At 65.1% G+C, this 19573-nt stretch carries 17 protein-coding genes; 4 read left to right on the top strand and 13 right to left on the bottom strand.

Annotated elements, in window-relative coordinates; genetic code table 11:
* Positions 1–96: 96 nt before the first annotated feature.
* The 5 genes from ung to rhlB all read right to left on the bottom strand — a co-directional run bounded on the left by ung (position 97) and on the right by rhlB (position 5094).
* The gene (gene ung, locus ACCQ16_RS18280) at positions 97–822 is read right to left on the bottom strand and encodes a uracil-DNA glycosylase (RefSeq protein ID WP_277573232.1); all 726 of its coding nucleotides are present in this window, start codon (positions 820–822) and stop codon (positions 97–99) included.
* Positions 819–1661, bottom strand: coding sequence for a response regulator (locus ACCQ16_RS18285; protein ID WP_003484494.1), 843 nt, complete (start codon positions 1659–1661; stop codon positions 819–821). The genes ung and ACCQ16_RS18285 overlap by 4 nt, the downstream gene beginning before the upstream one ends.
* Before the next feature lie 8 nt (positions 1662–1669).
* The gene (ftsX, locus tag ACCQ16_RS18290) at positions 1670–2620 is read right to left on the bottom strand and encodes a permease-like cell division protein FtsX (RefSeq protein WP_029820491.1); all 951 of its coding nucleotides are present in this window, start codon (positions 2618–2620) and stop codon (positions 1670–1672) included.
* Positions 2617–3303, bottom strand: a complete 687-nt coding sequence (gene ftsE / locus ACCQ16_RS18295; protein ID WP_003484499.1) for a cell division ATP-binding protein FtsE — start codon at positions 3301–3303, stop codon at positions 2617–2619. Before ftsE ends, ftsX begins: the two co-directional genes overlap by 4 nt.
* A 75-nt stretch (positions 3304–3378) precedes the next feature.
* Positions 3379–5094 (bottom strand): ATP-dependent RNA helicase RhlB, encoded by a 1716-nt coding sequence (gene rhlB, locus ACCQ16_RS18300; protein WP_008577362.1) that lies wholly within the window; start codon positions 5092–5094, stop codon positions 3379–3381.
* A gap of 198 nt (positions 5095–5292) precedes the next feature.
* On the opposite strand from rhlB, the gene trxA reads away from it, so the two are divergent.
* Together trxA and rho are read left to right on the top strand one after the other, a co-directional pair.
* The gene (gene trxA / locus ACCQ16_RS18305; RefSeq protein ID WP_005923050.1) at positions 5293–5634 is read left to right on the top strand and encodes a thioredoxin TrxA; all 342 of its coding nucleotides are present in this window, start codon (positions 5293–5295) and stop codon (positions 5632–5634) included.
* A 216-nt stretch (positions 5635–5850) separates the two neighbouring features.
* Entirely contained in the window at positions 5851–7719 is a 1869-nt protein-coding gene (gene rho / locus ACCQ16_RS18310) for a transcription termination factor Rho (protein WP_031425112.1), read from the top strand.
* A 107-nt stretch (positions 7720–7826) separates the two neighbouring features.
* On the opposite strand, the gene ACCQ16_RS18315 is transcribed toward rho, so the two are convergent.
* From ACCQ16_RS18315 to ACCQ16_RS18325, 3 genes are all read right to left on the bottom strand, one after another.
* A complete protein-coding gene (locus ACCQ16_RS18315; RefSeq protein ID WP_277573233.1) occupies positions 7827–8711 on the bottom strand; it encodes a TonB C-terminal domain-containing protein in 885 nt (294 codons plus the stop codon).
* Positions 8712–8999: 288 nt separating this feature from the next.
* Positions 9000–10739 carry a bifunctional isocitrate dehydrogenase kinase/phosphatase gene (aceK, locus tag ACCQ16_RS18320; protein WP_209261743.1) on the bottom strand — a complete coding sequence of 580 codons (1740 nt, stop codon included), beginning with the start codon at positions 10737–10739 and terminating at the stop codon, positions 9000–9002.
* Positions 10736–11680: a LysR substrate-binding domain-containing protein gene (locus tag ACCQ16_RS18325; protein ID WP_218489110.1), complete on the bottom strand. Its 945-nt coding sequence runs from the start codon at positions 11678–11680 to the stop codon at positions 10736–10738. The genes aceK and ACCQ16_RS18325 overlap by 4 nt, the downstream gene beginning before the upstream one ends.
* A 101-nt stretch (positions 11681–11781) precedes the next feature.
* Here ACCQ16_RS18325 and ACCQ16_RS18330 point away from each other — a divergent pair, with 101 nt between their 5' ends.
* Positions 11782–12042, top strand: coding sequence for a hypothetical protein (locus ACCQ16_RS18330; RefSeq protein ID WP_372380066.1), 261 nt, complete (start codon positions 11782–11784; stop codon positions 12040–12042).
* 70 nt (positions 12043–12112) lie between these two features.
* On the opposite strand, the gene ACCQ16_RS18335 is transcribed toward ACCQ16_RS18330, so the two are convergent.
* The 5 genes from ACCQ16_RS18335 to ACCQ16_RS18355 form a co-directional block, all read right to left on the bottom strand.
* Positions 12113–14344 carry an NADP-dependent isocitrate dehydrogenase gene (locus ACCQ16_RS18335; protein WP_218489108.1) on the bottom strand — a complete coding sequence of 744 codons (2232 nt, stop codon included), beginning with the start codon at positions 14342–14344 and terminating at the stop codon, positions 12113–12115.
* 358 nt (positions 14345–14702) lie between these two features.
* Positions 14703–15260, bottom strand: a complete 558-nt coding sequence (locus tag ACCQ16_RS18340; protein ID WP_136733299.1) for a hypothetical protein — start codon at positions 15258–15260, stop codon at positions 14703–14705.
* Between the two features lie 106 nt (positions 15261–15366).
* On the bottom strand, positions 15367–15660 hold the full coding sequence (locus ACCQ16_RS18345; RefSeq protein WP_372380361.1) for a LysM peptidoglycan-binding domain-containing protein: 294 nt from the start codon (positions 15658–15660) through the stop codon (positions 15367–15369).
* 102 nt (positions 15661–15762) lie between these two features.
* Complete coding sequence (gene queF / locus ACCQ16_RS18350; RefSeq protein WP_372380067.1) at positions 15763–16578, bottom strand: NADPH-dependent 7-cyano-7-deazaguanine reductase QueF; 816 nt, start codon at positions 16576–16578, stop codon at positions 15763–15765.
* 170 nt (positions 16579–16748) lie between these two features.
* Complete coding sequence (locus tag ACCQ16_RS18355; protein ID WP_277573235.1) at positions 16749–18056, bottom strand: M20 family metallopeptidase; 1308 nt, start codon at positions 18054–18056, stop codon at positions 16749–16751.
* Positions 18057–18315: 259 nt separating this feature from the next.
* On the opposite strand from ACCQ16_RS18355, the gene ACCQ16_RS18360 reads away from it, so the two are divergent.
* Complete coding sequence (locus ACCQ16_RS18360; RefSeq protein ID WP_008577384.1) at positions 18316–19560, top strand: efflux RND transporter periplasmic adaptor subunit; 1245 nt, start codon at positions 18316–18318, stop codon at positions 19558–19560.
* Positions 19561–19573 lie beyond the last annotated feature (13 nt).

The following is a 19573-nucleotide window of genomic DNA, read 5'->3' on the forward strand; positions in this document are numbered from 1 at the left end:
ACAGCCCGGCACCCCAAATTCGAGGCTTACGGTATCACCAAGCCCCTGTGCAAACCGTGACAAATTGGTTGCGCACCAGGATGCCGCCAGCGTCGTTCAGGCGCCGGTGGAGGTGGTGTCCAGTGCGCTGCGCGGTGGCAGCGACCAGTCGATCGGGCTCAGACCACGCCGCCGCAAATGGTCGTTGGTCTTGGAAAAATGCCGGCAGCCCAGGAAGCCGCGGTGCGCCGACAGCGGCGAAGGATGCGGCGCCTTCAAGACCCGATGGCGTGCCTGGTCGATGACCTTGCCCTTGGACTGCGCATAGCTGCCCCACAGCAGAAACACCAGCCCTTCGCGCTCGCGATTGAGGGTGTCCACCACATGATCGGTGAAGCCTTCCCAGCCCTTGTTCTGGTGGGCGCCGGCGCGCCCCTGCTCCACCGTCAGCACGGCATTGAGCAGCAGCAGGCCCTGGCGCGCCCAGGGCATCAGGTAGCCGTGATCCGGCCGCGCGATCCCCAGGTCGTCCTGGATCTCTTTGTAGATGTTGAGCAGCGACGGCGGCACCGGCACGCCGGGCAATACCGAGAAGCACAGGCCATGCGCCTGACCTTCGCCGTGATACGGGTCCTGGCCCAGGATCACTACCTTGACCTGCTCGAACGGGGTGGCGTCGAAGGCGGCGAAGATCTGCGGGCCGGGCGGAAACACCCGCGCTCCGGCCGCCTTGCGCTGGCGCAGGAATGCCGACAACTCCTGCATCTGCGGGCGCAGCAGCCAGTCGCCCACTTTTGCCTTCCACGACGGTTCCAGCTGGATGCGTCCCTCCCCTTCAGTCATAGCGTGACAGCCTGATCCTCCAGGCGTGCCAGGCGCAGCTGGAACAACACCTTGGTCACCAGCAGGCGCTCTTCGATCGGTTTTTGCACCAGATCGTTGGCACCGGCGCGCAGCAAGTCGGATTGATTGCGCGGGTTGGTGTCGCCGGTCATCACCAGCACCGGCAGGCGGCGCTTGCCGTAGGCGAAATCGATGCGGATACGCTCGACCACGTCGCGGCCGTTGAGCTCGCCTTTCAGGGTCACGTCGGTCAGCACCACGTCGATGCGGCGCTCGGTGCGGCCCAGCGATTCGGCAGTGAGCAGCGCAAAGGCATCTTCGGCGGTGAGCACGTGCACCACTTTCAGGCTCTGGCGTTCGAGCATGCGCTTGGTCGCCTCGGCCACCACGCGGCTGTCTTCGATGTAGAGCACGGTCGCCCCCACCACCGGCTCGGGCTGCACGTAGCCGCGGATGAAGGTCGCCAGGGCTTCATGGCCCAGCGCCTTGTCGAAATAATCGGTGACGTACTCGGTGAATCGGCGCTCCACCAGATGCTGCTGCGCATCGCCGGAGACCACGATTACCGGTACATAGGCCTGCCCGGCGGTTTCGCGCACGCTGCGCGCCAGGGTCAGGCCGTCGCCATCGGGCAGCGACAGCGAGGTGGTGACCAGATCCACGGCGCCGGCTTCCAGCGCCTGCCGCGCTTCGGCAATGTTGGAACAGCCGATCACCTGCACATTGGGCAGGTCGCGCTTGAGCACGTCGGCAATCAGCTTGCGCACCAACTTGGAACCATCGACCACCATCACGCGCGGTGCGTCGCTGATCAGGTGTTTGAGATCTGGTGGATGCATGGCAGGCCTCAGGTCTCGGTAGGACGGGTCTGGCGAAGGAAATGGCCGGTCACCAGCCAGGCACCCAACCAACCCAGGACTAAGGTGCCGACCAGCACCATCGCAGAATGCAACAGATCCAGCCCGTGCAGGGTAAAAGAACTGCCGTAACTGTCGGCCAATGTCGCCAACGGCGCACGCAATGCCAGGCCCGAGGCGGCGATCAGAGCGAGCGCGACAGCACCGGCGCCGAGTCCGTACCACGCGCCCAGATACAAAAACGGGCGACGGATGAAGCCATCGCTGGCGCCGAGCAACTGCAGCACGCCGATTTCCTCGCGCCGCGACTGAATGTCCAGCCGTACGGTGTTGCCGACCACCAGCACCGCACCGATCCCGAGCAGGGCAGACAACACCTGGACCAGGCGCTCGCCGAAGTGCAACCAGCCATCCAGGCGCTTGCGCCACAGCGCATCGTGCTGCACCTGATCGGTCTGCGGCAGCGCCTGCAGCGCATTGGCCAGCTGCGCGTCGTCGGTCGCATCGGCGGGAGTGACGATCAGCAAGGTGGGCAGCGGGTTGTCGCCCAGCGCATCGGCCGCTTCATCGAGCTTGGCGCTCTCGCGCAGCTCGGCCAAGCCCTGCTCCGGCGTGCGCAGCGTGACCTTGGCGACATCCGGGCGTGCACGCAGCTCGCCGGCCAGCGCCTGCGCCGCCTCGGCAGCCACGTCGACCTTCAGAAACAGATTGATCTCGCGCGACTGCTGCACGCTGCCGGCCAGCAGCTTGACGTTATCCAGCGCGATCGACAGCCCCAGCGGCAGGGCCAGGGCCAGGGCCATCACCACGATGGTCAGCAACGTGGCCCACGGCTTGCGCATCGCACGGCCCAGGCTGAAGGCAATGCTGTGCAGATGGTGGTCGATCCAGACGCCGAGCCGCGACGGCGCGACGGTTTCGGTATTGGCGGGCTTGCTCATTCGGCCAGGTCCTGCGGCGAGATGTCGTCGACCAGGCGGCCGTGATCCAGGATCAGCACGCGCTTGCGCATCTGCTTGAGCAGCGCCAGGTCGTGGCTGACCACCAGCACGCTGGTGCCACGGGCCGGAAGTTCGGCGAACAACTGCATGATTTCCGCGGCCAGTGCCGGGTCGAGATTGCCGGTGGGCTCGTCGGCCACCAGCAGCCGCGGTTCGCCGACGATGGCGCGCGCGATGCCCACGCGTTGCTGCTCGCCGGCAGACAATTGCGACGGCAGGGCTTTCTCGCGATGGGCCAGACCGATGCGCTCCAATGCCGAGCGCACGCGCTTGCCGATCTCGGCACGCCGGGTGCCGCGCAAGATCAGCGGCAGGGCCACGTTCTCGGCGATGCTGCGGTCGTTGAGCAGACGGTGGTCCTGATAGACCGCACCCACCTGGCGCCGATGCAGCGGAATCTGCCGGCCACGTACCTTGAGCAGGTTACGTTCGCCCAGCAGTACCGCGCCCTGACTCGGGCGTTCGCTGAGGTGGATCAATTTGAGCAAGGTACTTTTGCCGGCGCCGGAGTGGCCGGTCACGAACAGCATCTCGCCATCGGCCACTTCGAAGCTGACATCGGTCAGCGCCTGGTGGCCACCGGCGTAGTGCTTGCTGACGTTGTCGAAACGCAGAACGGTCATTCAGCGATTATGCCGGAGCGTCAGTGCTTGCGTCGCATCGCCGATGCGCGGCGATGCGATCAGTGCCGCAAACGGTCAGTTGCCTGAGACCAGCGAACGCAGTCGGCGGCCGATCCGGCTGAGCAGCGAGGGGCTGCCCGACGGCTTGGCGGCGGCACGCACCGGCTTGGCAACCACCTGGGTGGGCTTGCGCGGTGCGGCAGGTGCGGGAACCGGCGTGGATGCCACTGCCGGCTCGGCACCCTCGACCGGACGACCGTTACGACGACGCCGACGCTTGCGTGGCGCGCGCTCGGCATCGGCCACGCCCGCGGAAGGTGCCTGTCCCGCCGCTGCGGCAACGACCGGATGTTCGGTCGACGCCGCAGTTGCAGGCGCCTGGCCTTCCACCCGTGGCTTGCGACGCGGACGCGGCTTGCCATCGGCACCGGCGCCTTCGCGGCGACCACCGCCACTGCCGCTGCGCGACCCGCCCGAGCCACTGCGCCCGCCACCGCGACGCTGTTCTTCGGCGGCGCGCTGCTCGCGCGCTTCGCGGAAGATCGTGCCCACGCTGTCGCCAGCGTCGTCGTCGGCCTCTTCGCCTTCCACCGGCACGCGTGGCGCACGCGGCAGCGGCGTCAACAGTTCGGACGTCACCGGCTCGACCGGGATCTTCTGCTCGATATAGGCCTCGATGTCCGGCAGGCTCATCGCATAGCGTTCGCAGGCGAAGCTGATCGCATCGCCTTCTTCGCCCAGGCGCGCGGTGCGGCCGATGCGATGGACGTAGTCTTCGGCGTCGAACGGCAGGTCGTAGTTGTAGACGTACTTGACGCCATCGATATGCAGACCGCGCGCAGCCACGTCGGTGGCGACCAGGATTTCGAGCTGGCCTTTCTGGAAGCGGTTGAGCAGCGACTCGCGCTTCTTCTGCGGCACATCGCCCGACAGCACGCCGACCCGGTAGCCGTGCCGCTCCAGGGTGCGCGCCACGCGCTCCACGAACGCCTTGGTATTGACGAACACCATGGTGCGCGCGCCTTCGCTGCGCGACAGCAAGCCCAACAGCAGCGTCTGCTTCTCTTCGTCGGAGGGGAAATAGATGCGCTGGCGCACCCGCGCAGCGGTGATGCTTTCGGTTTCGACGACCAGCTTTTCCGGCTCGTTCATGTGCTCGTAGGCCAGCTCCAGCACGCGGTGGCTGAGCGTGGCCGAGAACAACAACGTCTGCCGGGTGCCGCGCTCGGGCATGCGCCGCAGCAGGAAGCGGATGTCCTTGATGAAGCCCAGGTCGAACATGCGGTCGGCCTCGTCCAGCACGCAGATCTCGCAGGCGTGCAGCGAGACCACCTTGTGCTGCTTGACGTAGTCGATCAGGCGGCCCGGGGTGGCGATGATCACGTCCACGCCCTGCTGCAACAGTTCGCGCTGTTTGTCGTAATCCACCCCGCCATAGACCAGCGCAAAGCGCAGGCCAAGGTCGGCGCCGAACTTCACTGCGTCCTTGTGGATCTGGATCGCCAGCTCGCGGGTCGGCGCCAGGATCAGCGCGCGCGGGTCTTCCGGCTTGCGGTCGGCCAGGGCCGGGCGGATCAGCAGCCGATTCATCACCGCGACCAGGAACGCCAAGGTCTTGCCGGTACCGGTCTGGGCCTGGCCGGCGACATCGCCGCCCGGCAGCGCGACCGGCAAGGTCAGCGCCTGGATCGGGGTACAGCGGGTAAACCCGGCGCTCTCCAGCCCGGCGATCAAGGCCGGATGCAGATCGAACGAGGAAAAGGTCACATCGGTCAGCGGTTTGTCGCTCATTATTCCGTCTTCGTGAGGCGCCCTGGGCAGCCCGGGCGCGGCTTGCATCGATGCCGACAGCGTCGCAAACTGCGGCTGTTGTGGCGGACAGCGCGGCTTCAGGACTGACACTTGATTCAGTCGCGCAATGCCCCAGTTTAGCGCAATGTAGCGGCCTGCCCGTTCGGGTGGGCCGTTTTGGTTTCCAGGAGACCCAAGGTGAGCGATAAGGTTCAACATGTCGGCGATGCCGACTTCGACACAGCTGTACTGCAATCGGGCGAACCGGTTCTGGTGGATTTCTGGGCCGAGTGGTGCGGCCCGTGCAAGATGATCGCCCCGGTGCTGGACGATCTGGCCGACACCTATCAGGGCCGCCTCAAGGTCGCCAAGGTGAATGTGGACCAGAACCGTGCGCTGGCCATCAAGTACCATGTGCGCTCGATCCCGATGCTGTTGCTGTTCAAGGACGGGCAGGTGCAGGCGACCCAGATCGGTGCCGTCGGCAAGGGCCAGCTGACCCAGATGATCGACAAGACCCTGGGTGGCGCGGCCGCCTGAGCAAGCGGGCGTCCAGCAATGGGCGCCCGATGATGCGCCGGCAGTTAAATCATGCCCGGGAAGACGCTTGCGCGGTCACGCGCGGCGGTGATAGTGTCAGTTGGTCCGGCACACGTTCGTGCGCCGCCGCACCCCTCTAGAAGCTCTTCTAGACTCCCATCTACCACCAGTTCGCCCCCTAGTTGGGCGCTCGCACCTTAGCGAGGAATCACGCACTTGTCCGATCATCCTTCCTCCGATACCGGGAGCAGCGTCGACGCTCCCGTCGAGAAGCGCGTGCGCAAGCCGCGCGTGAGCAAGACCGCCGCCGCCACTGAAGAGGCTGGCGCACAGCAGCCCAACCTGCCCTTGCCCACCAGTCCCGCACCCGAAGCACCCCGTGCCCCGCAGGCACCGTCGCGCGCTGCCGATCCGGCACCGGCGCAGACGTCCAGCGATGGCGCACACGCCGGTCAGGCGCCCAGCGCCAGCCACGGCGGCGACACCCACGGCGAGCCCCGCGAGGGTGGCCAGTCGCAGCAGCAGCGCTTCAACCAGGCGCAGCAACAGCAGAACCAGAATCAAGGCCAGAACCAGGGCCAAGGTCAGCAGCAGGGCCAGAACCAGAACGCCGGCCAGAATCAGCAAGGCCAGGGCGGTCAGGGTCAGGGACAAAACCAGCAAGGCCAGAACCAGCAGGGCAACCGCCGTGACCGGTTCCGCAACCGCCGCGACCGCGGCCCGCGCGACCGCTTCGGCAACGACGGCGGCATGCCCTCGTCCGACGGCAACAACGAGCCGTTCATCGCGCGTCCGCATCCGGCCGTGCCGGAAGGTTTTCCGGTGTATTCGCTGAGCGACCTCAAGCGGATGCCGGCGCAGAAGCTGCTGGACATCGCCGACCAACTCAACATCCAGGAAGGCGTGGCGCGTGCGCGCAAGCAGGACGTGATCTTCGCCCTGCTCAAGGTGCTGACCCGTCACGGTGAAGGCGTTGCCGCCGATGGCGTGCTGGAAATCCTGCCCGACGGCTTCGGTTTCCTGCGTGCGGCAGAAGCCAGCTACCTGGCCGGCCCGGACGATACCTATATCTCGCCCAGCCAGATCCGTCGCTTCAACCTGCGCACCGGCGACCACCTGTCCGGCCGCATCCGCTTCCCCAAGGACGGCGAACGCTATTTCGCGCTGTCGATCGTCGACACCATCAACGGCGAGCCTCTGGAAGCGAGCAAGAACAAGGTCCTGTTCGAGAACCTGACCCCGCTGTTCCCGCGCCGCCGCTTCCGTCTGGAGCGTGGCGATGGCTCCACCGAGGACATCACCGGCCGCATCCTGGATCTGATGGCACCGCAGGGCAAGGGTCAGCGTGCGCTGATCGTCTCCCCGCCCAAGGCCGGTAAGACGATGATGATGCAGCAGGTGGCCACGGCCATCACCACCAATCATCCCGAAGTGCACATGATCGTGCTGCTCATCGACGAGCGTCCGGAAGAAGTGACCGAAATGCAGCGCACCGTGCGCGGCGAAGTCATCTCCTCCACGTTCGACGAGCCGGCTGCGCGTCACGTGCAGGTCGCCGAGATGGTGATCGAGCGGGCCAAGCGCCTGGTCGAGCACAAGAAGGACGTGGTGATCCTGCTGGACTCCATCACCCGCCTGGCGCGCGCTTACAACAACGTGGTGCCCAGCTCCGGCAAGGTGCTCACCGGCGGTGTGGACGCCAACGCCCTGCACCGCCCGAAGCGTTTCTTCGGTGCGGCGCGTAACGTGGAAGAAGGTGGCTCGCTGACCATCATCGCCACGGCGCTGGTGGAAACCGGCAGCAAGATGGACGAGGTGATCTACGAAGAGTTCAAGGGCACCGGCAACAGCGAAGTGCACCTGAACCGTCGCATCACCGAAAAGCGCGTGTACCCGGCAATCGACATCAACCGTTCGGGCACGCGCCGCGAAGATCTGTTGATCGAGCCGGAACTGCTGCAGAAGATCTGGATCCTGCGCAAGCTGCTGCACCCGATGGACGAAATCGCGGCAATGGAATTCCTGTTGGACAAGATGAAGACCACCAAGTCCAACGACGAGTTCTTCAGTTCGATGAAGCGCTGAGTCCAGTCGGTTCATCGAGACGAAAAAGCCCCGCATTGCGGGGCTTTTTTGTGCGAGGCGACCGTTGCGCAGGCTTTAGCCTTCTCTGTCAGCTCTGTGAGCCGCGCTCAACTTCCTTGCAGCGGCGTGACCAGGCGAACACCTTCCCCGCGTGCGGAGAACAACCCGCTGGCAGGCAGGGCATCCGGGCTGTCGCTCGATGTCGCTGCGCCGCGCTGTTCATCCCATGGGGCGGCCTGACGGGGGCCAGGCAGATACGAACGCCATTTCTGGGCCTGTTGTGCGGCGATCAGATCGGGTGGCGACGTTCCGATGTCGAAGCTGACCGGAACACGCATGACCCAGTACGGCGCCTTGACGTCCGGACCCTCTGTCGGCGGCAGAAACGTCCATGCACGCGCCTTCGTCGAGGCCGCATCGGCAAACGCCTGGCGCAACCGTGCACGTTTGGATTCCGGCACGAGGGATGTCAGGTTGACTTGCTCTGCGATCAGATCCTGGACCTTGCCGTCGCGCCCGATCTTGAGCATCAGATAGACCACGCCGGTGGCACCGGCCCGAAACGCCGCTTCGGGGTAGCGCGGCGGCCGCATGTCGTTGGTGCGCACACTCGTCGCGTCCTGCGCCTGGCCGCCAAAATGCGCGCTACGGATCGACACCAGATAATTTTCCCCTTCCCCCTGTTTGGCGACCAGCAGCAGGCTCATCGGCAACTGCGCGGGCAAGGCGCTTCCGTTGTCGCGCACAGGGTCGAAGCGCCACGATGCGACCGAACGCTTGATCCGCTCGCGCACTGCCGGCGGCAAACTCGCTTCGTCGGCAAGCTTCACTGCCGTGACCGTGCCGTCCGGGGTCAGGGTCAACTCGCCTGCCACATTCATGCTGGCCTCAATCTGCATGTGCGCCTGTTCTGCGCCTGGACTTGCGCGGGTCGCTGCGATGCTGCTCAATGCCAGCAAGATGCCAAGACTGAAACGCTGCTTCCATTGCATGACCGCACTCCCTGATGATGTAGCGTGCGTTGTACCAGTGTTGCCGCTGCCGGTAAATCACTAGAGCGTGTCATGCATGTTGAGAAGAGATGCGTTGGCCGCCCGCGGTGCGGAGCGGGTGCTGCGTAGCGCCGGCTTGGCTGGCGCCAAGGCAAGCTGCGCGGTGCGCGCTGCCGCTGACGACCAACCCTTCGGGAAGCGCCCGGTGGCGCGCCGATACCGCGTGGCGCGCCTTGTCTCGACGCGCCACGGGACGCTTCGCACTCATCTCAACGTACATCACACGCTCTAGGCCAGCCTGCGCGACTCCGCATAGGGCGGGGTGTCGGGATAATCGTCTTCGCGCAGCCGGCTCTGCAGGTCGCGCCACCAGCGTGGGTCGAACAGTTCCGGGTGCTGGTGCTTGACCGCTTCCAGTTGCGAGGCGGGCAGGCCCATGAACAAGGCGAAGCGCTCGGGAAAGACGTCGCGCGGGCCGACATGGAACCAGGGTTCTGCGGCCATCTGTTCTTCGTAAGTGGCGGGTACTGGCCAATCGCGGAAGTTGCATTCGGTGATCAGGCACAGCTCGTCGTAGTCGTAGAACACCGCGCGCTGATGGCGGGTAATGCCGAAATTCTTCAGCAACATGTCGCCGGGAAAGATGTTGTTGCGCGCCATGTCCTTGATGGCCTGGCCGTAGTCCAGCGCTGCGGCATGCGCGGCTTCGGGCAATTGTTCGCGCAGGTACAAATTCAACGGGCGCAACCGGCGCTGCACATAGCACAGTGCGATCAGGACATCGTCGCCGTCTTCGCTCAGGCTCATCGCGCAGCTGGTCTGCAGTTCCTGCAGCAACGCCGGTGAAAAGCGCGCCTTGGGGAAGCGCAGGAAGCGATACGGCTGCGCGTCGAGCAGGCGGCCGATGCGGTCGAGCTGGAAGACCAGTTCGTACTTGCCCTCTACCTGCGCGCGGCTCATGGTTTTGGGATACGCAAAGCGGTCGCGAATGAGTTTGAAGACCAGCGGATAACTGGGCAGCGTAAACACCACCATGACCATGCCGGGAGTGCCATCGGCGTGCACCAGCTGTTCGGACGGATGCGCCTGAAAATGGCTGAAAAACGTGCGGTAACGCTCGGTCTTGCCCTGCTTGGCGCGACCCAGCATCGTGTATAGCTCATCGACCGGCTTGTGGGTGAGCAGGCTGCGCAGGAACACCACCGCGTCGCCGACAGTGGACAGGTCGGCTTGAAAATAGCTACGCGAGTTACTGAACAATTGCGCGACATCGCTGCGCCGGGTCAACACCGCTTCGGCGCGCAGGCCTGCCTCGTCGTTGATCAGCGCGATCACGCACGGCGAAAAGCGATGTTCGCCGAACACGCGTCCGACCAGATACGCGCGCCGCTCGCGATAGAACACCGTCTCCAGTAATTCCACGCTGCGCACCGGATGCTCGCCCCAATGCGCAAGGTCGTCGAGCAGACGCACCGCGATGGCGGCCGCGCAGCGGGTGCGGTGCGCATACGGTACGGCGAACGCGTAGTCGCCGAGCACCCGCACCAGCATGTCGGTCAGGCGGCCGGGCGAGACCGCATAGGTGTGGCGCGCAACAGGCACGGTGATGGCGTCGGTCGGTTCGATATCCAGGGCGATGAATTCGATATCGGCATCGACGCCGTGGGTACCGAAGTAGCGCCGGGTCAGGGTGTTGTAGAACGTCTTGTACAACTCCTGGTCGATCAACCCGCTCAGCAAGGCGGCGTAATGATCGCGCGCGCGCATCCACAGCGCGCGATCGTGCGCCTGACCCAGCAGTACTGCGCGCAGGCGCAACATGCATTCGGCGATGTATTGGTCGTACAGCGCGATGCGCGCTACTGCGTCTTCGCGCGCGCCGCTCCAGTCACGTGTTTCGAACCGCTGTTTGGCGCGTGCGGTAATTTCGGAAAAGCGCGCGTGATAGTCCTCGAACGCTTCGTACACGGCCTGGGCGATCGCCAGCGCGCGGCGCTCGGATTGTGGTGGCAAGGGTGGATGACTCATGGCGGCAGTGTCCCGGAGCGCTTGCGGCGCGCGGCAAGTGGCATGGCGGTCGCCTGCTGCGCATGCGCGGCGTGTTCGCGCGCCTGGCCCTGCAGCCAGGTGCGAAACGCAAGAAACCCGCCATGCGTGCTGGAACGTGGCGGATACACCAGGTAATGCGACCAACTGGTCTTGAGCCGTTGCGTGGACAACGCCACCAGCTGGCCGGACGCCAGCAACAGACGTGCGCGCGTCACGCGGCCCAGTGCGACGCCGACGCCATCCAGGGCGGCACGGTGGTGTGCCTCCGATTCGTCGAGTACGGCGACATAGCGTCGCGGCACATCGCCGCCGAACGCGGCAAACCAGCGCAACCAGGCGTCATCCGGGTCGCCCAGCAATGGCCACTGATGCAATGGTGGCGCCTCCACGCCGCCCATGCGGGCGATCAGGGCCGGGCTTGCCATCGGCACCAGCCATTCGTCGAACAAGGGCTCGGCGATGACGCCAGGCCATTGCCCGGCGCCGATGCGCATGGCGGCATCCACCTGCTGCTGGCGCTCGAAATCCACCAGCCGCTCGCTCGACAGCAGGTTGATTTCGATGGTGGGATGAATGGCCAGAAATTCGCCCAGGCGTGGCACCAGCCAGGCCGATGCCATCGACGGCGTGAGACTCAGGGTCAGGGTATCTTCGCGACGCGCACCGAATGGCTCGAATGCCTCGGCGATGGCGTCCAGGTGCGGTGCGATGCGGTCGAGCAGTTGCTGGCCCTGCGGCGTGGCGGTGACGCCGCGCGCATGCCGTTGCAGCAGCGGATACCCCAGCCGTTGTTCGAGCGCGCGCATCTGGTGACTAAGTGCGCTGACGGTCAGATGCATCGCGCCAGCAGCGCGCGACAGGTTGCCCAGGCGTACCGCACTGACGAAGCCTTGCAATGCGTGAAGCGGCGGACGCGACATGGCCAACCCTTGAATGGATTTCAAGACTCACTTGTAAAAGTCTCGCTTTTACGTCCCCTAGCCTGCGCCTACCGTGGATTCCACTCAAGTGGAGGTGGGTCATGCGCATCTTTAGCGAACTGTTGTTTCAGCACGGCCACATTGCCGATGTGGCACTGGCCCAGCGCCTGTCGGAACCGGACACGGCAGTGGACGCGATGCAAGGGCAGACCTCAATGGAATCGCCGGAATCTCCCGCGGAGCCACGGCAAGACGTTCAGACAATGACCGATCCGCCTTCGCAACGCCGGCGCGAGCGACGCATGGCGCGGCTCAGCCGACGCCTGCTGCGTGGCGTGACGGCATTGTCGCCGTTTCGCTGAAACGACAAGGCCCGCCTCTTGCGAGACGGGCCTTGAACACGCCATGCGGAACCGCAGGCGGTGCGGCGACTCAGGCTTTCAGCGTGGCCAGGATGTCGTTGAAGGTCTTGCTCGGCCGCATCGCCTCGCTGACCTTGGCCAGGTCGGGATGGTAGTAACCGCCAATTTCCACCGGCCTGCCCTGCGCGCCGTTGAGTTCGCCCACGATGGTGGCTTCGTTCTCGGTCAGGGCCTTGGCCAGCGGCGCGAACTTGGCCTGCAACGCCGTGTCTTCGGTCTGCGCGGCCAGGGCCTGCGCCCAGTACATGGCCAGATAGAAGTGGCTGCCGCGGTTGTCGAGCTCGCCGACCTTGCGCGCAGGCGACTTGTTGTTGTCCAGGAACTGACCATTGGCGACATCCAACGCCTTGGCCAGCACCGTGGCCGACGGATTGTCGTAACGGTTGCCCAGATGCTCGAGCGACGCGGCCAGGGCCAGGAATTCACCCAGCGAATCCCAGCGCAGGCAGTTCTCTTCGACGAACTGCTGCACATGCTTGGGCGCCGAACCACCGGCACCGGTTTCGAACAGGCCGCCACCGGCCATCAGCGGCACGATGGAGAGCATCTTGGCGCTGGTGCCGAGCTCCATGATCGGGAACAAATCGGTGAGGTAGTCGCGCAGCACGTTGCCGGTGACCGAGATGGTGTCCTGACCCTTGCGGATGCGCTCCAGCGAGAACGTGGTCGCTTCCACCGGCGGCAGGATGCGGATATCCAGGCCGTTGGTGTCGTGATCCTTCAGATACTGCTCGACCTTGGCGATCACCTGCGCATCGTGTGCGCGCGCCTTGTCCAGCCAGAACACGGCCGGCGTCTCGCTCAGGCGGGCGCGCTCCACGGCCAGCTTCACCCAGTCCCGGATCGGCGCGTCCTTGACCTGGCACATGCGCCACAGATCGCCGGCTTCCACGGCGTGCTCGAACACCGTCTTGCCGTTGCCATCGGTGACCTTGACGGTGCCGGCAGCGGCCAGCTGGAAGGTCTTGTCGTGCGAGCCGTATTCTTCGGCCTTCTGCGCCATCAGCCCCACGTTGGGCACCGAACCCATCGTGGCCGGATCGAACGCACCATGCACCTTGCAGTCGTCGATCACCGCCTGGTACACGCCGGCATAGCAGCGGTCCGGAATCACCGCCTTGGTGTCCTGCAACTTGCCTTGGGTATTCCACATCTGGCCGGAGTCGCGAATCATCGCCGGCATGGAAGCATCGACGATCACGTCGCTGGGCACATGCAGGTTGGTGATGCCCTTGTCCGAATTGACCATCGCCAGGCCCGGGCGCTGCGCGTATTCGGCCTGGATATCGGCCTTGATTTCGGTTTGCTTCGCTTCCGGCAGCGACGTGATACGTGCGTACAGATCGCCGATGCCGTTGTTGGGATCGAAGCCGACCGACTTGAGCGCATCGGCATGCTTGCTCAGCGTGTCCTTGTAGAACTCGCCGACCACCACGCCGAACAGCACCGGATCGGAGACCTTCATCATGGTGGCTTTCAGATGCACCGAGAACAGCACGTCGCGGGCCTTGGCATCGGCAATCTGCGCGTCGATGAAGCTGGCCAGCGCACGCTTGCTCAATACGGCAGCGTCGACGATTTCGCCCGCCTTCACCGCCACCTTGTCTTTCAGCACGGTGCTGCTGCCATCGTTGTCCACGAACTCGATCTTCAGCGTGCCGGCGTCGGCCAGCGTGGTGGACTGTTCGCTACCGAAGAAATCGCCAGACTCCATGTGCGACACGTGCGACTTGGAATCGCGGCTCCACTTGCCCATGCGGTGCGGATGCTTGCGCGCATAGTTTTTTACCGACAGCGGTGCACGACGATCGGAATTGCCCTCGCGCAGCACCGGATTCACCGCGCTGCCCTTGACCTTGTCGTAGCGCGCCTTGATGTCTTTTTCCGCGGCATCCTTGGGTTCATCCGGATACGCCGGCAATGCATAGCCCTGGCCCTGCAGTTCCTTGATCGCGGCCTTGAGCTGCGGCACCGAGGCGCTGATGTTGGGCAGCTTGATGATGTTGGCTTCCGGCGTGGTGGCCAGCTCACCCAGTTCGGCCAGGTCGTCGGCGATCTTCTGCGTGTCGCTCAAATGCTCGGGAAACAGCGCCAGAATGCGGCCGGCCAGCGAGATATCGCGCGTTTCGACCACGATGCCGGCGGTATCGGTGTAGGCATCGATGATCGGCAGCAGCGACTGCGTGGCCAGGTAGGGTGCTTCGTCGGTGAGCGTGTACAGGATCTTCGGTGTCTTCGACATGAGGTGCGATGGCTCTTGTGGTCGGGAGGAGCGCCGGCATTCACGGACGATGGCAGTGGTGCGCGCGACGGGGTCGTTGATGCACACCGGTTAACCAGCGCGTTGGATGCGGCTATGGATCAGCACGGCATTGTCGCGTCTGAGCCGCGTCCGGGTAAAGCGACCACAGGCGGATGCTTCATCCCGTCACCAGGGCAATCGACATGGATGCAGCTGTAACAAATGCGATGCAACAAAAAGGCGCGACGTCATCGGTCGCGCCCTGCTTGGGTAGCTCGGTGCAACGTCGAGCCACTCGTTGACTGAAGCAGTGGCGACGCGCGGCCGAGGCTGCACATCGCCATTGCATCACCCATCCTTACTTGACGGTGATGGTCTGCGGATTACCTGCAGGCTTGCCGTCCACCATCACCTGCGCGGTGTAGGTGCCGGCCGGCCAGCCATCGGGCTTGCTGAAGCTCAGGTTGGTGGTTTCCGCACCGGTGGTATTCAACGTCGCATTCTGTTCGCCGGCCACCTGGCCATCCTGGTAGGTCAGCTTCGCCGACACGGCCACGTTGCTGGCGCTGCCGTCGGTCTTGACCGAGACGATGATGGTGTCCTTGCTGCCGACACTGGTGGCCGGCGTCACCGTCTTGTCCGCCGCGGCCTGGGTGCCGACCGCCACGCTGGACACCGTCACTGCGCTGCCCATCGCAGTACCGCCATCGGTGCTGGCCGCACCGGTGGAGCTACCCTGGGCGGCCTGATCGCTCGCCGGCGGGGTGGCAGCCGGGCCCGGCATCGCGTCGGTTGCGGCACCGGACGTGGGGTCCTTGGAAACGCTGTCGTCGTCGGCCTTCTTGCTGCAGCCGGACACTGCGAGAACGCCGGCCAGGGCAAGGGCCAAGCTGCTCGAAACAGAGGTGATACGCATAAATCGATTCTCCGGTAGCCAGAACATCTGCAGTCGCAGTGCTCGAGTGGGTGTCTAGGTGTGTTGAATCGTGCCGCCGCCAGCGAGACTGGACGCCGACCTGCGATTACGACTTTGCAGGCAGGCGCAGTACCTGCCCGGGAAAGATCTTGTCCGGATCCTGCAGCGTTTCGCGGTTGGCTTCGAAAATACGTGGCCACAGATTGCCGTCGCCCCGATGGCGCTTGGCAATACTGGAGAGGCTGTCGCCGGCCTGGACGGTGACCGATTCTTCAACAAGCTGCGCGGTGCTTTGCACACTGATGCGCACGTTGGAAAAATCCGGCGCAGGCGTCACTTTAGCGGTGCTATCGACCGATGAGGTGACGTTGGAGAAATCTGCTTTCTTGTCGACACTCATTGCTGCAATCCCTGTGCATCGCGGTGTCAGCAGGGTGCGCGGGGCGCTGTTAAGCGTGGATCGCGCCGCCGTGAAGCCCGCGCGATCCCGCATGGGCGCGATCTACTGGCGCAGGTCGCGGAAGATCGACAGCGGCGTCGGCACGCTGGCCGAACTGCGCAGCGGGTTGATGTCCAGGCCGCCACGACGTGTGTAGCGCGCTTCCACCACCAGCCACTGCGGCGCGCACTGGGTCAGCACGTCGTTGAAAATGCGCTCGACGCATTGCTCATGAAACTCGGCGTGGTCGCGGAAACTCACCAGATAACGCAGCAATCCCTCGCGATCGATCGGTGCGCCGCGGTAACGCAAGGTGACGCTGGCCCAATCCGGCTGACCAGTCACCGGGCAATTGGATTTGAGCAAGGCCGAGGTCAGCACTTCTTCCACCGCTGGCTGCGCGCGTGCGCAGAGATAGGCCGCGTTCGGCGGGCCGTAATCGTCGATGCTGACATCCAGCGCATCGATCGATTCGCCCTCGCCGACCGCATCGATCGGCGGCAGGCCGAACTCCACCGCCACATCGGCGCCGGCGCGCGTGGACAGGTCGGTGGCAATGCGCGCGCGTACCGCTTCGGCGCTGTTGAAGCGGGTGGCGTTGAGCGAGTTGAGATACAGCTTGAGCGACTTGGATTCGATCAGCGAAGGCGAATCGCAGGGCACATGCAAGGTGGCGGTGGCCACGCAGGGCTTGCCTTGTGCATCGAGCCAGCTGAGTTCGTAGGCGTGCCAGCGATCGCGGCCGATAAACGGCAGGTCGCCGGTCAGCCCGATGGCCTGGCGCCCGGCCGCACGCGGAATCGGAAACAGCAACGACGGGTCGTAGCCGCTCGGATAGGCGACCTCACGACCGAGGGTGGAATCTTCTGGGGTATTCATGCCGCCATTTTAGGCCGCACGGGCTGGCCGTGAGGTGTATGGCGAGGCGTATCACGGGCCAAGGGAGCACTCGCAGAGCATCGCTCGTGCCCAATCACCCCGCACCGCCGCCGGAAGCGAGAATCGCCCAGCCGCAGACGATTCCCGATTCCCCATTCCCGATTCCCAATTCACCCCTGCTGCAGATAATCCAGCGACACCTGCAACAGCGCGCGCAAGCCCACATCCAGCGACGACTCGTCCAGCAGGAACTGCGGCGAATGGTTGCTGGGTGCGGTGGCCGGATCGATACCCTTGGCGGTGGAGCCGACGAAGAAGAACATCGACGGCACCTGCTGGGCGTAGAAGGAGAAATCTTCCGCGCCCATCTGCAACGGCGGCTCGTACACATTGTCGGCACCCACCACGGCCTGCAGGCTGGGCAGCATCTTCGCAGTCAATGCAGGGTCGTTGACGGTAGCCGGGTTGCCTGGCTGATCCGGCACCTGCGCCTGGACCTTGGCCCCGTGCGCGGCGGCGGTGTGTTCGGCCACGTTCTTGAGATCGGCAAAGATCTGCTGCCGCATGCCCTCGTCGAAGGTGCGGATGGTGCCGACCATTTCCACATCGTCGGGGATGATGTTGTAGCGGATGCCGCCCTTGATCGCGCCGAAGCTGAGCACCGCCGGCTGCTTGGAGAGGTTGGCGCGGCGGCTGATCACCGTCTGCGCGGCGCCGATCAGGTCGGCGCTGGCCACGATCGGGTCGATGCCGTTCCACGGCGCCGAGCCGTGGGTCTGGCGGCCGATCATCTTGATCGCGAAGCGGTCCGAGGCCGCCATCAGCGGGCCGCTGCGCACCGCGATCTTGCCGGCCTGCACGCTGGAGAACACATGCAGGCCAAACACCGCCTGCGGCTTGAAATCGGCAAACAGGCCTTCCTTGAGCATCAGCGAGGCGCCGCCCTCTTCGTTGCCGGGCGCGCCTTCTTCGGAGGGCTGGAAGATCAGCATCACTTCGCCGGGCAACTGCTCGCGCATGCCCACCAGCGCTTCGGCCACGCCGAGCAAGATCGCGGTATGCGCATCGTGGCCGCAGGCGTGCATCACCCCGACCTGCTCGCCGCGGTATTCGGCGGTGGCCTTGGAAGCGAACGGCAGCCCGGTCTGTTCTTTCACCGGCAGCGCGTCCATGTCGGCACGCAGCGCGATCTTCGGCCCCGGCTTACCGCCCTTGATGATGGCCACCACGCCGTGATGGGCGATGCCGGTGCGCGGCTTGAGGCCCAGCTTGCGCAGCTGCGCGGCCACGGTGGCGGCAGTGCGCTCCTCGCGGTTGGACAACTCCGGATGCTGGTGGAAGTCGCGGCGCCATTGCACCAGCTTGGCCTGCAGCGGGGCGGCAGCGGCCTGAACTTCGGGCCGCTGCGCGGTCTGCGCGGTGGCGAGCGTGGGCAGGGCGAGCAGCAGCGCACTGGTCAGCAGGCGGGAGGGGCGCATCGGCAATCCTCGATAGATGGTTGCTTAATGTAGTGCAGGCGCGCGCCGGATGGGCTGCAGTGGGGCCCGATTCAGCCCGGCGGTCAACCGCGGCAGCCGTGGCGCGTTGCCGCTGCAGTGCACCTGTGACCGTTGCGGTCATTTCGCCAGCCGAGCCGTTACTTCAGTAACGCTCAATTGGCAGAGCGCAACGATATGCTTTGCACCGCCGCCCCCACGGTCGCATCCACGCGCCCGGCCCGCCCTCAGGAGTTGTCGCATGTCGCGTTTTTGGAAGATCACACTGCTGGTTGTCGCGGTGCTTGTCGTGGTGTTCGTCGCAATGCGGATGATGGGTGGGGGCAATCACGGCAAGCGCGCGGGCGCACCGGACGGCAATGACCCGGACAACAGCGGCCCGGTACCGGTGACGGTGGTGGCGGCCACCACGCAGGATGTTCCGGTCTATGCCAGCGCGCTGGGTACGGTCACCGCGCTCAATACGGTCACCGTCAGCCCGCAGGTGGGCGGCCAGCTGATGAGCCTGAACTTCAAGGAAGGCCAGGAAGTGAAGAAAGGCGATCTGCTCGCGCAGATCGATCCGCGCACGCTGCAGGCCAGCTACGACCAGGCGCTGGCGGCCAAACGCCAGAACCAGGCGCTGCTGGCGACCTCGCGGGTGAATTACCAGCGTTCCAACGACCCGGCCTACAAGCAGTACGTCTCGCGCACGGACCTGGATACCCAACGCAACCAGGTTGCCCAATACGAGGCCGCGGTTGCGGCCAACGATGCGCAGATGCGCTCGGCGCAGGTGCAATTGCAGTTCACTCGCGTCACTGCGCCGATCGACGGCATCGCTGGCATCCGTGGCGTGGACGTGGGCAACATCGTCACCAGCAGCTCCACGATCGTCACCCTGACCCAGATCCGCCCGATCTACGTGTCTTTCAACCTGCCCGAGCGTGAGTTGCAGGCAGTGCGTACCGGTCAGACGGCGGCGCCACTGGCCGTGGCGGCATTGGATCGTGGCGATGCGCATGTGATCAGCAGCGACGGCAAGCTGGATGTGATCGACAACCGCATCTCCGCCGACAGCGGCACGTTCGGCGCACGCGCGATCTTCAACAACACCGACAACGCGCTGTGGCCGGGCCAGTTCGTCAATGTGCGCCTGCAGCTGCGCACCATCGCCGGCGGCACCGTGGTGCCGTCCCAGTCGGTGCAGCGCGGCCCCGACGGCGATTACGTGTACGTGGTGGGCAGCGACAACACCGCACAGATGCGCACCGTGGTGCAGGGCGTGGAGGTGGACGACAGCCATGTGCAGATCACCAAGGGCCTCAAGCCCGGCGAGCGCGTGGTGACCGAAGGCCAGTTCCGCCTGAAACCGGGCAGCAAGGTCAGCGCGCTCAAGCCGGGCGAGACGCCGCCGGAACCGACCGAGGCCGAACTCAAGGCCGCGAAGGACAAACAGAGCCGTGGTGGTGGCCCAGGCGGCCGTCGTGGCGGCGGTCCGCGCTAATCCTCGATCACCG

Source organism: Xanthomonas sp. NCPPB 1062 (genome assembly GCF_041481705.2).
GTDB lineage: Bacteria > Pseudomonadota > Gammaproteobacteria > Xanthomonadales > Xanthomonadaceae > Xanthomonas > Xanthomonas euvesicatoria.

Coding starts and splice junctions, on each gene's coding strand:
- ACCQ16_RS18340 (WP_136733299.1), bottom strand. CDS start 15,260: ATGCGTATCACCTCTGTTTCGAGCAGCTTGGCCCTTGCCCTGGCCGGC.
- ACCQ16_RS18360 (WP_008577384.1), top strand. CDS start 18,316: ATGTCGCGTTTTTGGAAGATCACACTGCTGGTTGTCGCGGTGCTTGTC.
- ftsE (WP_003484499.1), bottom strand. CDS start 3,303: ATGACCGTTCTGCGTTTCGACAACGTCAGCAAGCACTACGCCGGTGGC.
- ACCQ16_RS18285 (WP_003484494.1), bottom strand. CDS start 1,661: ATGCATCCACCAGATCTCAAACACCTGATCAGCGACGCACCGCGCGTG.
- rhlB (WP_008577362.1), bottom strand. CDS start 5,094: ATGAGCGACAAACCGCTGACCGATGTGACCTTTTCCTCGTTCGATCTG.
- ACCQ16_RS18325 (WP_218489110.1), bottom strand. CDS start 11,680: ATGTCGCGTCCGCCGCTTCACGCATTGCAAGGCTTCGTCAGTGCGGTA.
- ACCQ16_RS18355 (WP_277573235.1), bottom strand. CDS start 18,056: ATGCGCCCCTCCCGCCTGCTGACCAGTGCGCTGCTGCTCGCCCTGCCC.
- ACCQ16_RS18345 (WP_372380361.1), bottom strand. CDS start 15,660: ATGAGTGTCGACAAGAAAGCAGATTTCTCCAACGTCACCTCATCGGTC.
- ACCQ16_RS18330 (WP_372380066.1), top strand. CDS start 11,782: ATGCGCATCTTTAGCGAACTGTTGTTTCAGCACGGCCACATTGCCGAT.
- ACCQ16_RS18315 (WP_277573233.1), bottom strand. CDS start 8,711: ATGCAATGGAAGCAGCGTTTCAGTCTTGGCATCTTGCTGGCATTGAGC.
- aceK (WP_209261743.1), bottom strand. CDS start 10,739: ATGAGTCATCCACCCTTGCCACCACAATCCGAGCGCCGCGCGCTGGCG.
- ung (WP_277573232.1), bottom strand. CDS start 822: ATGACTGAAGGGGAGGGACGCATCCAGCTGGAACCGTCGTGGAAGGCA.
- queF (WP_372380067.1), bottom strand. CDS start 16,578: ATGAATACCCCAGAAGATTCCACCCTCGGTCGTGAGGTCGCCTATCCG.
- ACCQ16_RS18335 (WP_218489108.1), bottom strand. CDS start 14,344: ATGTCGAAGACACCGAAGATCCTGTACACGCTCACCGACGAAGCACCC.
- ftsX (WP_029820491.1), bottom strand. CDS start 2,620: ATGAGCAAGCCCGCCAATACCGAAACCGTCGCGCCGTCGCGGCTCGGC.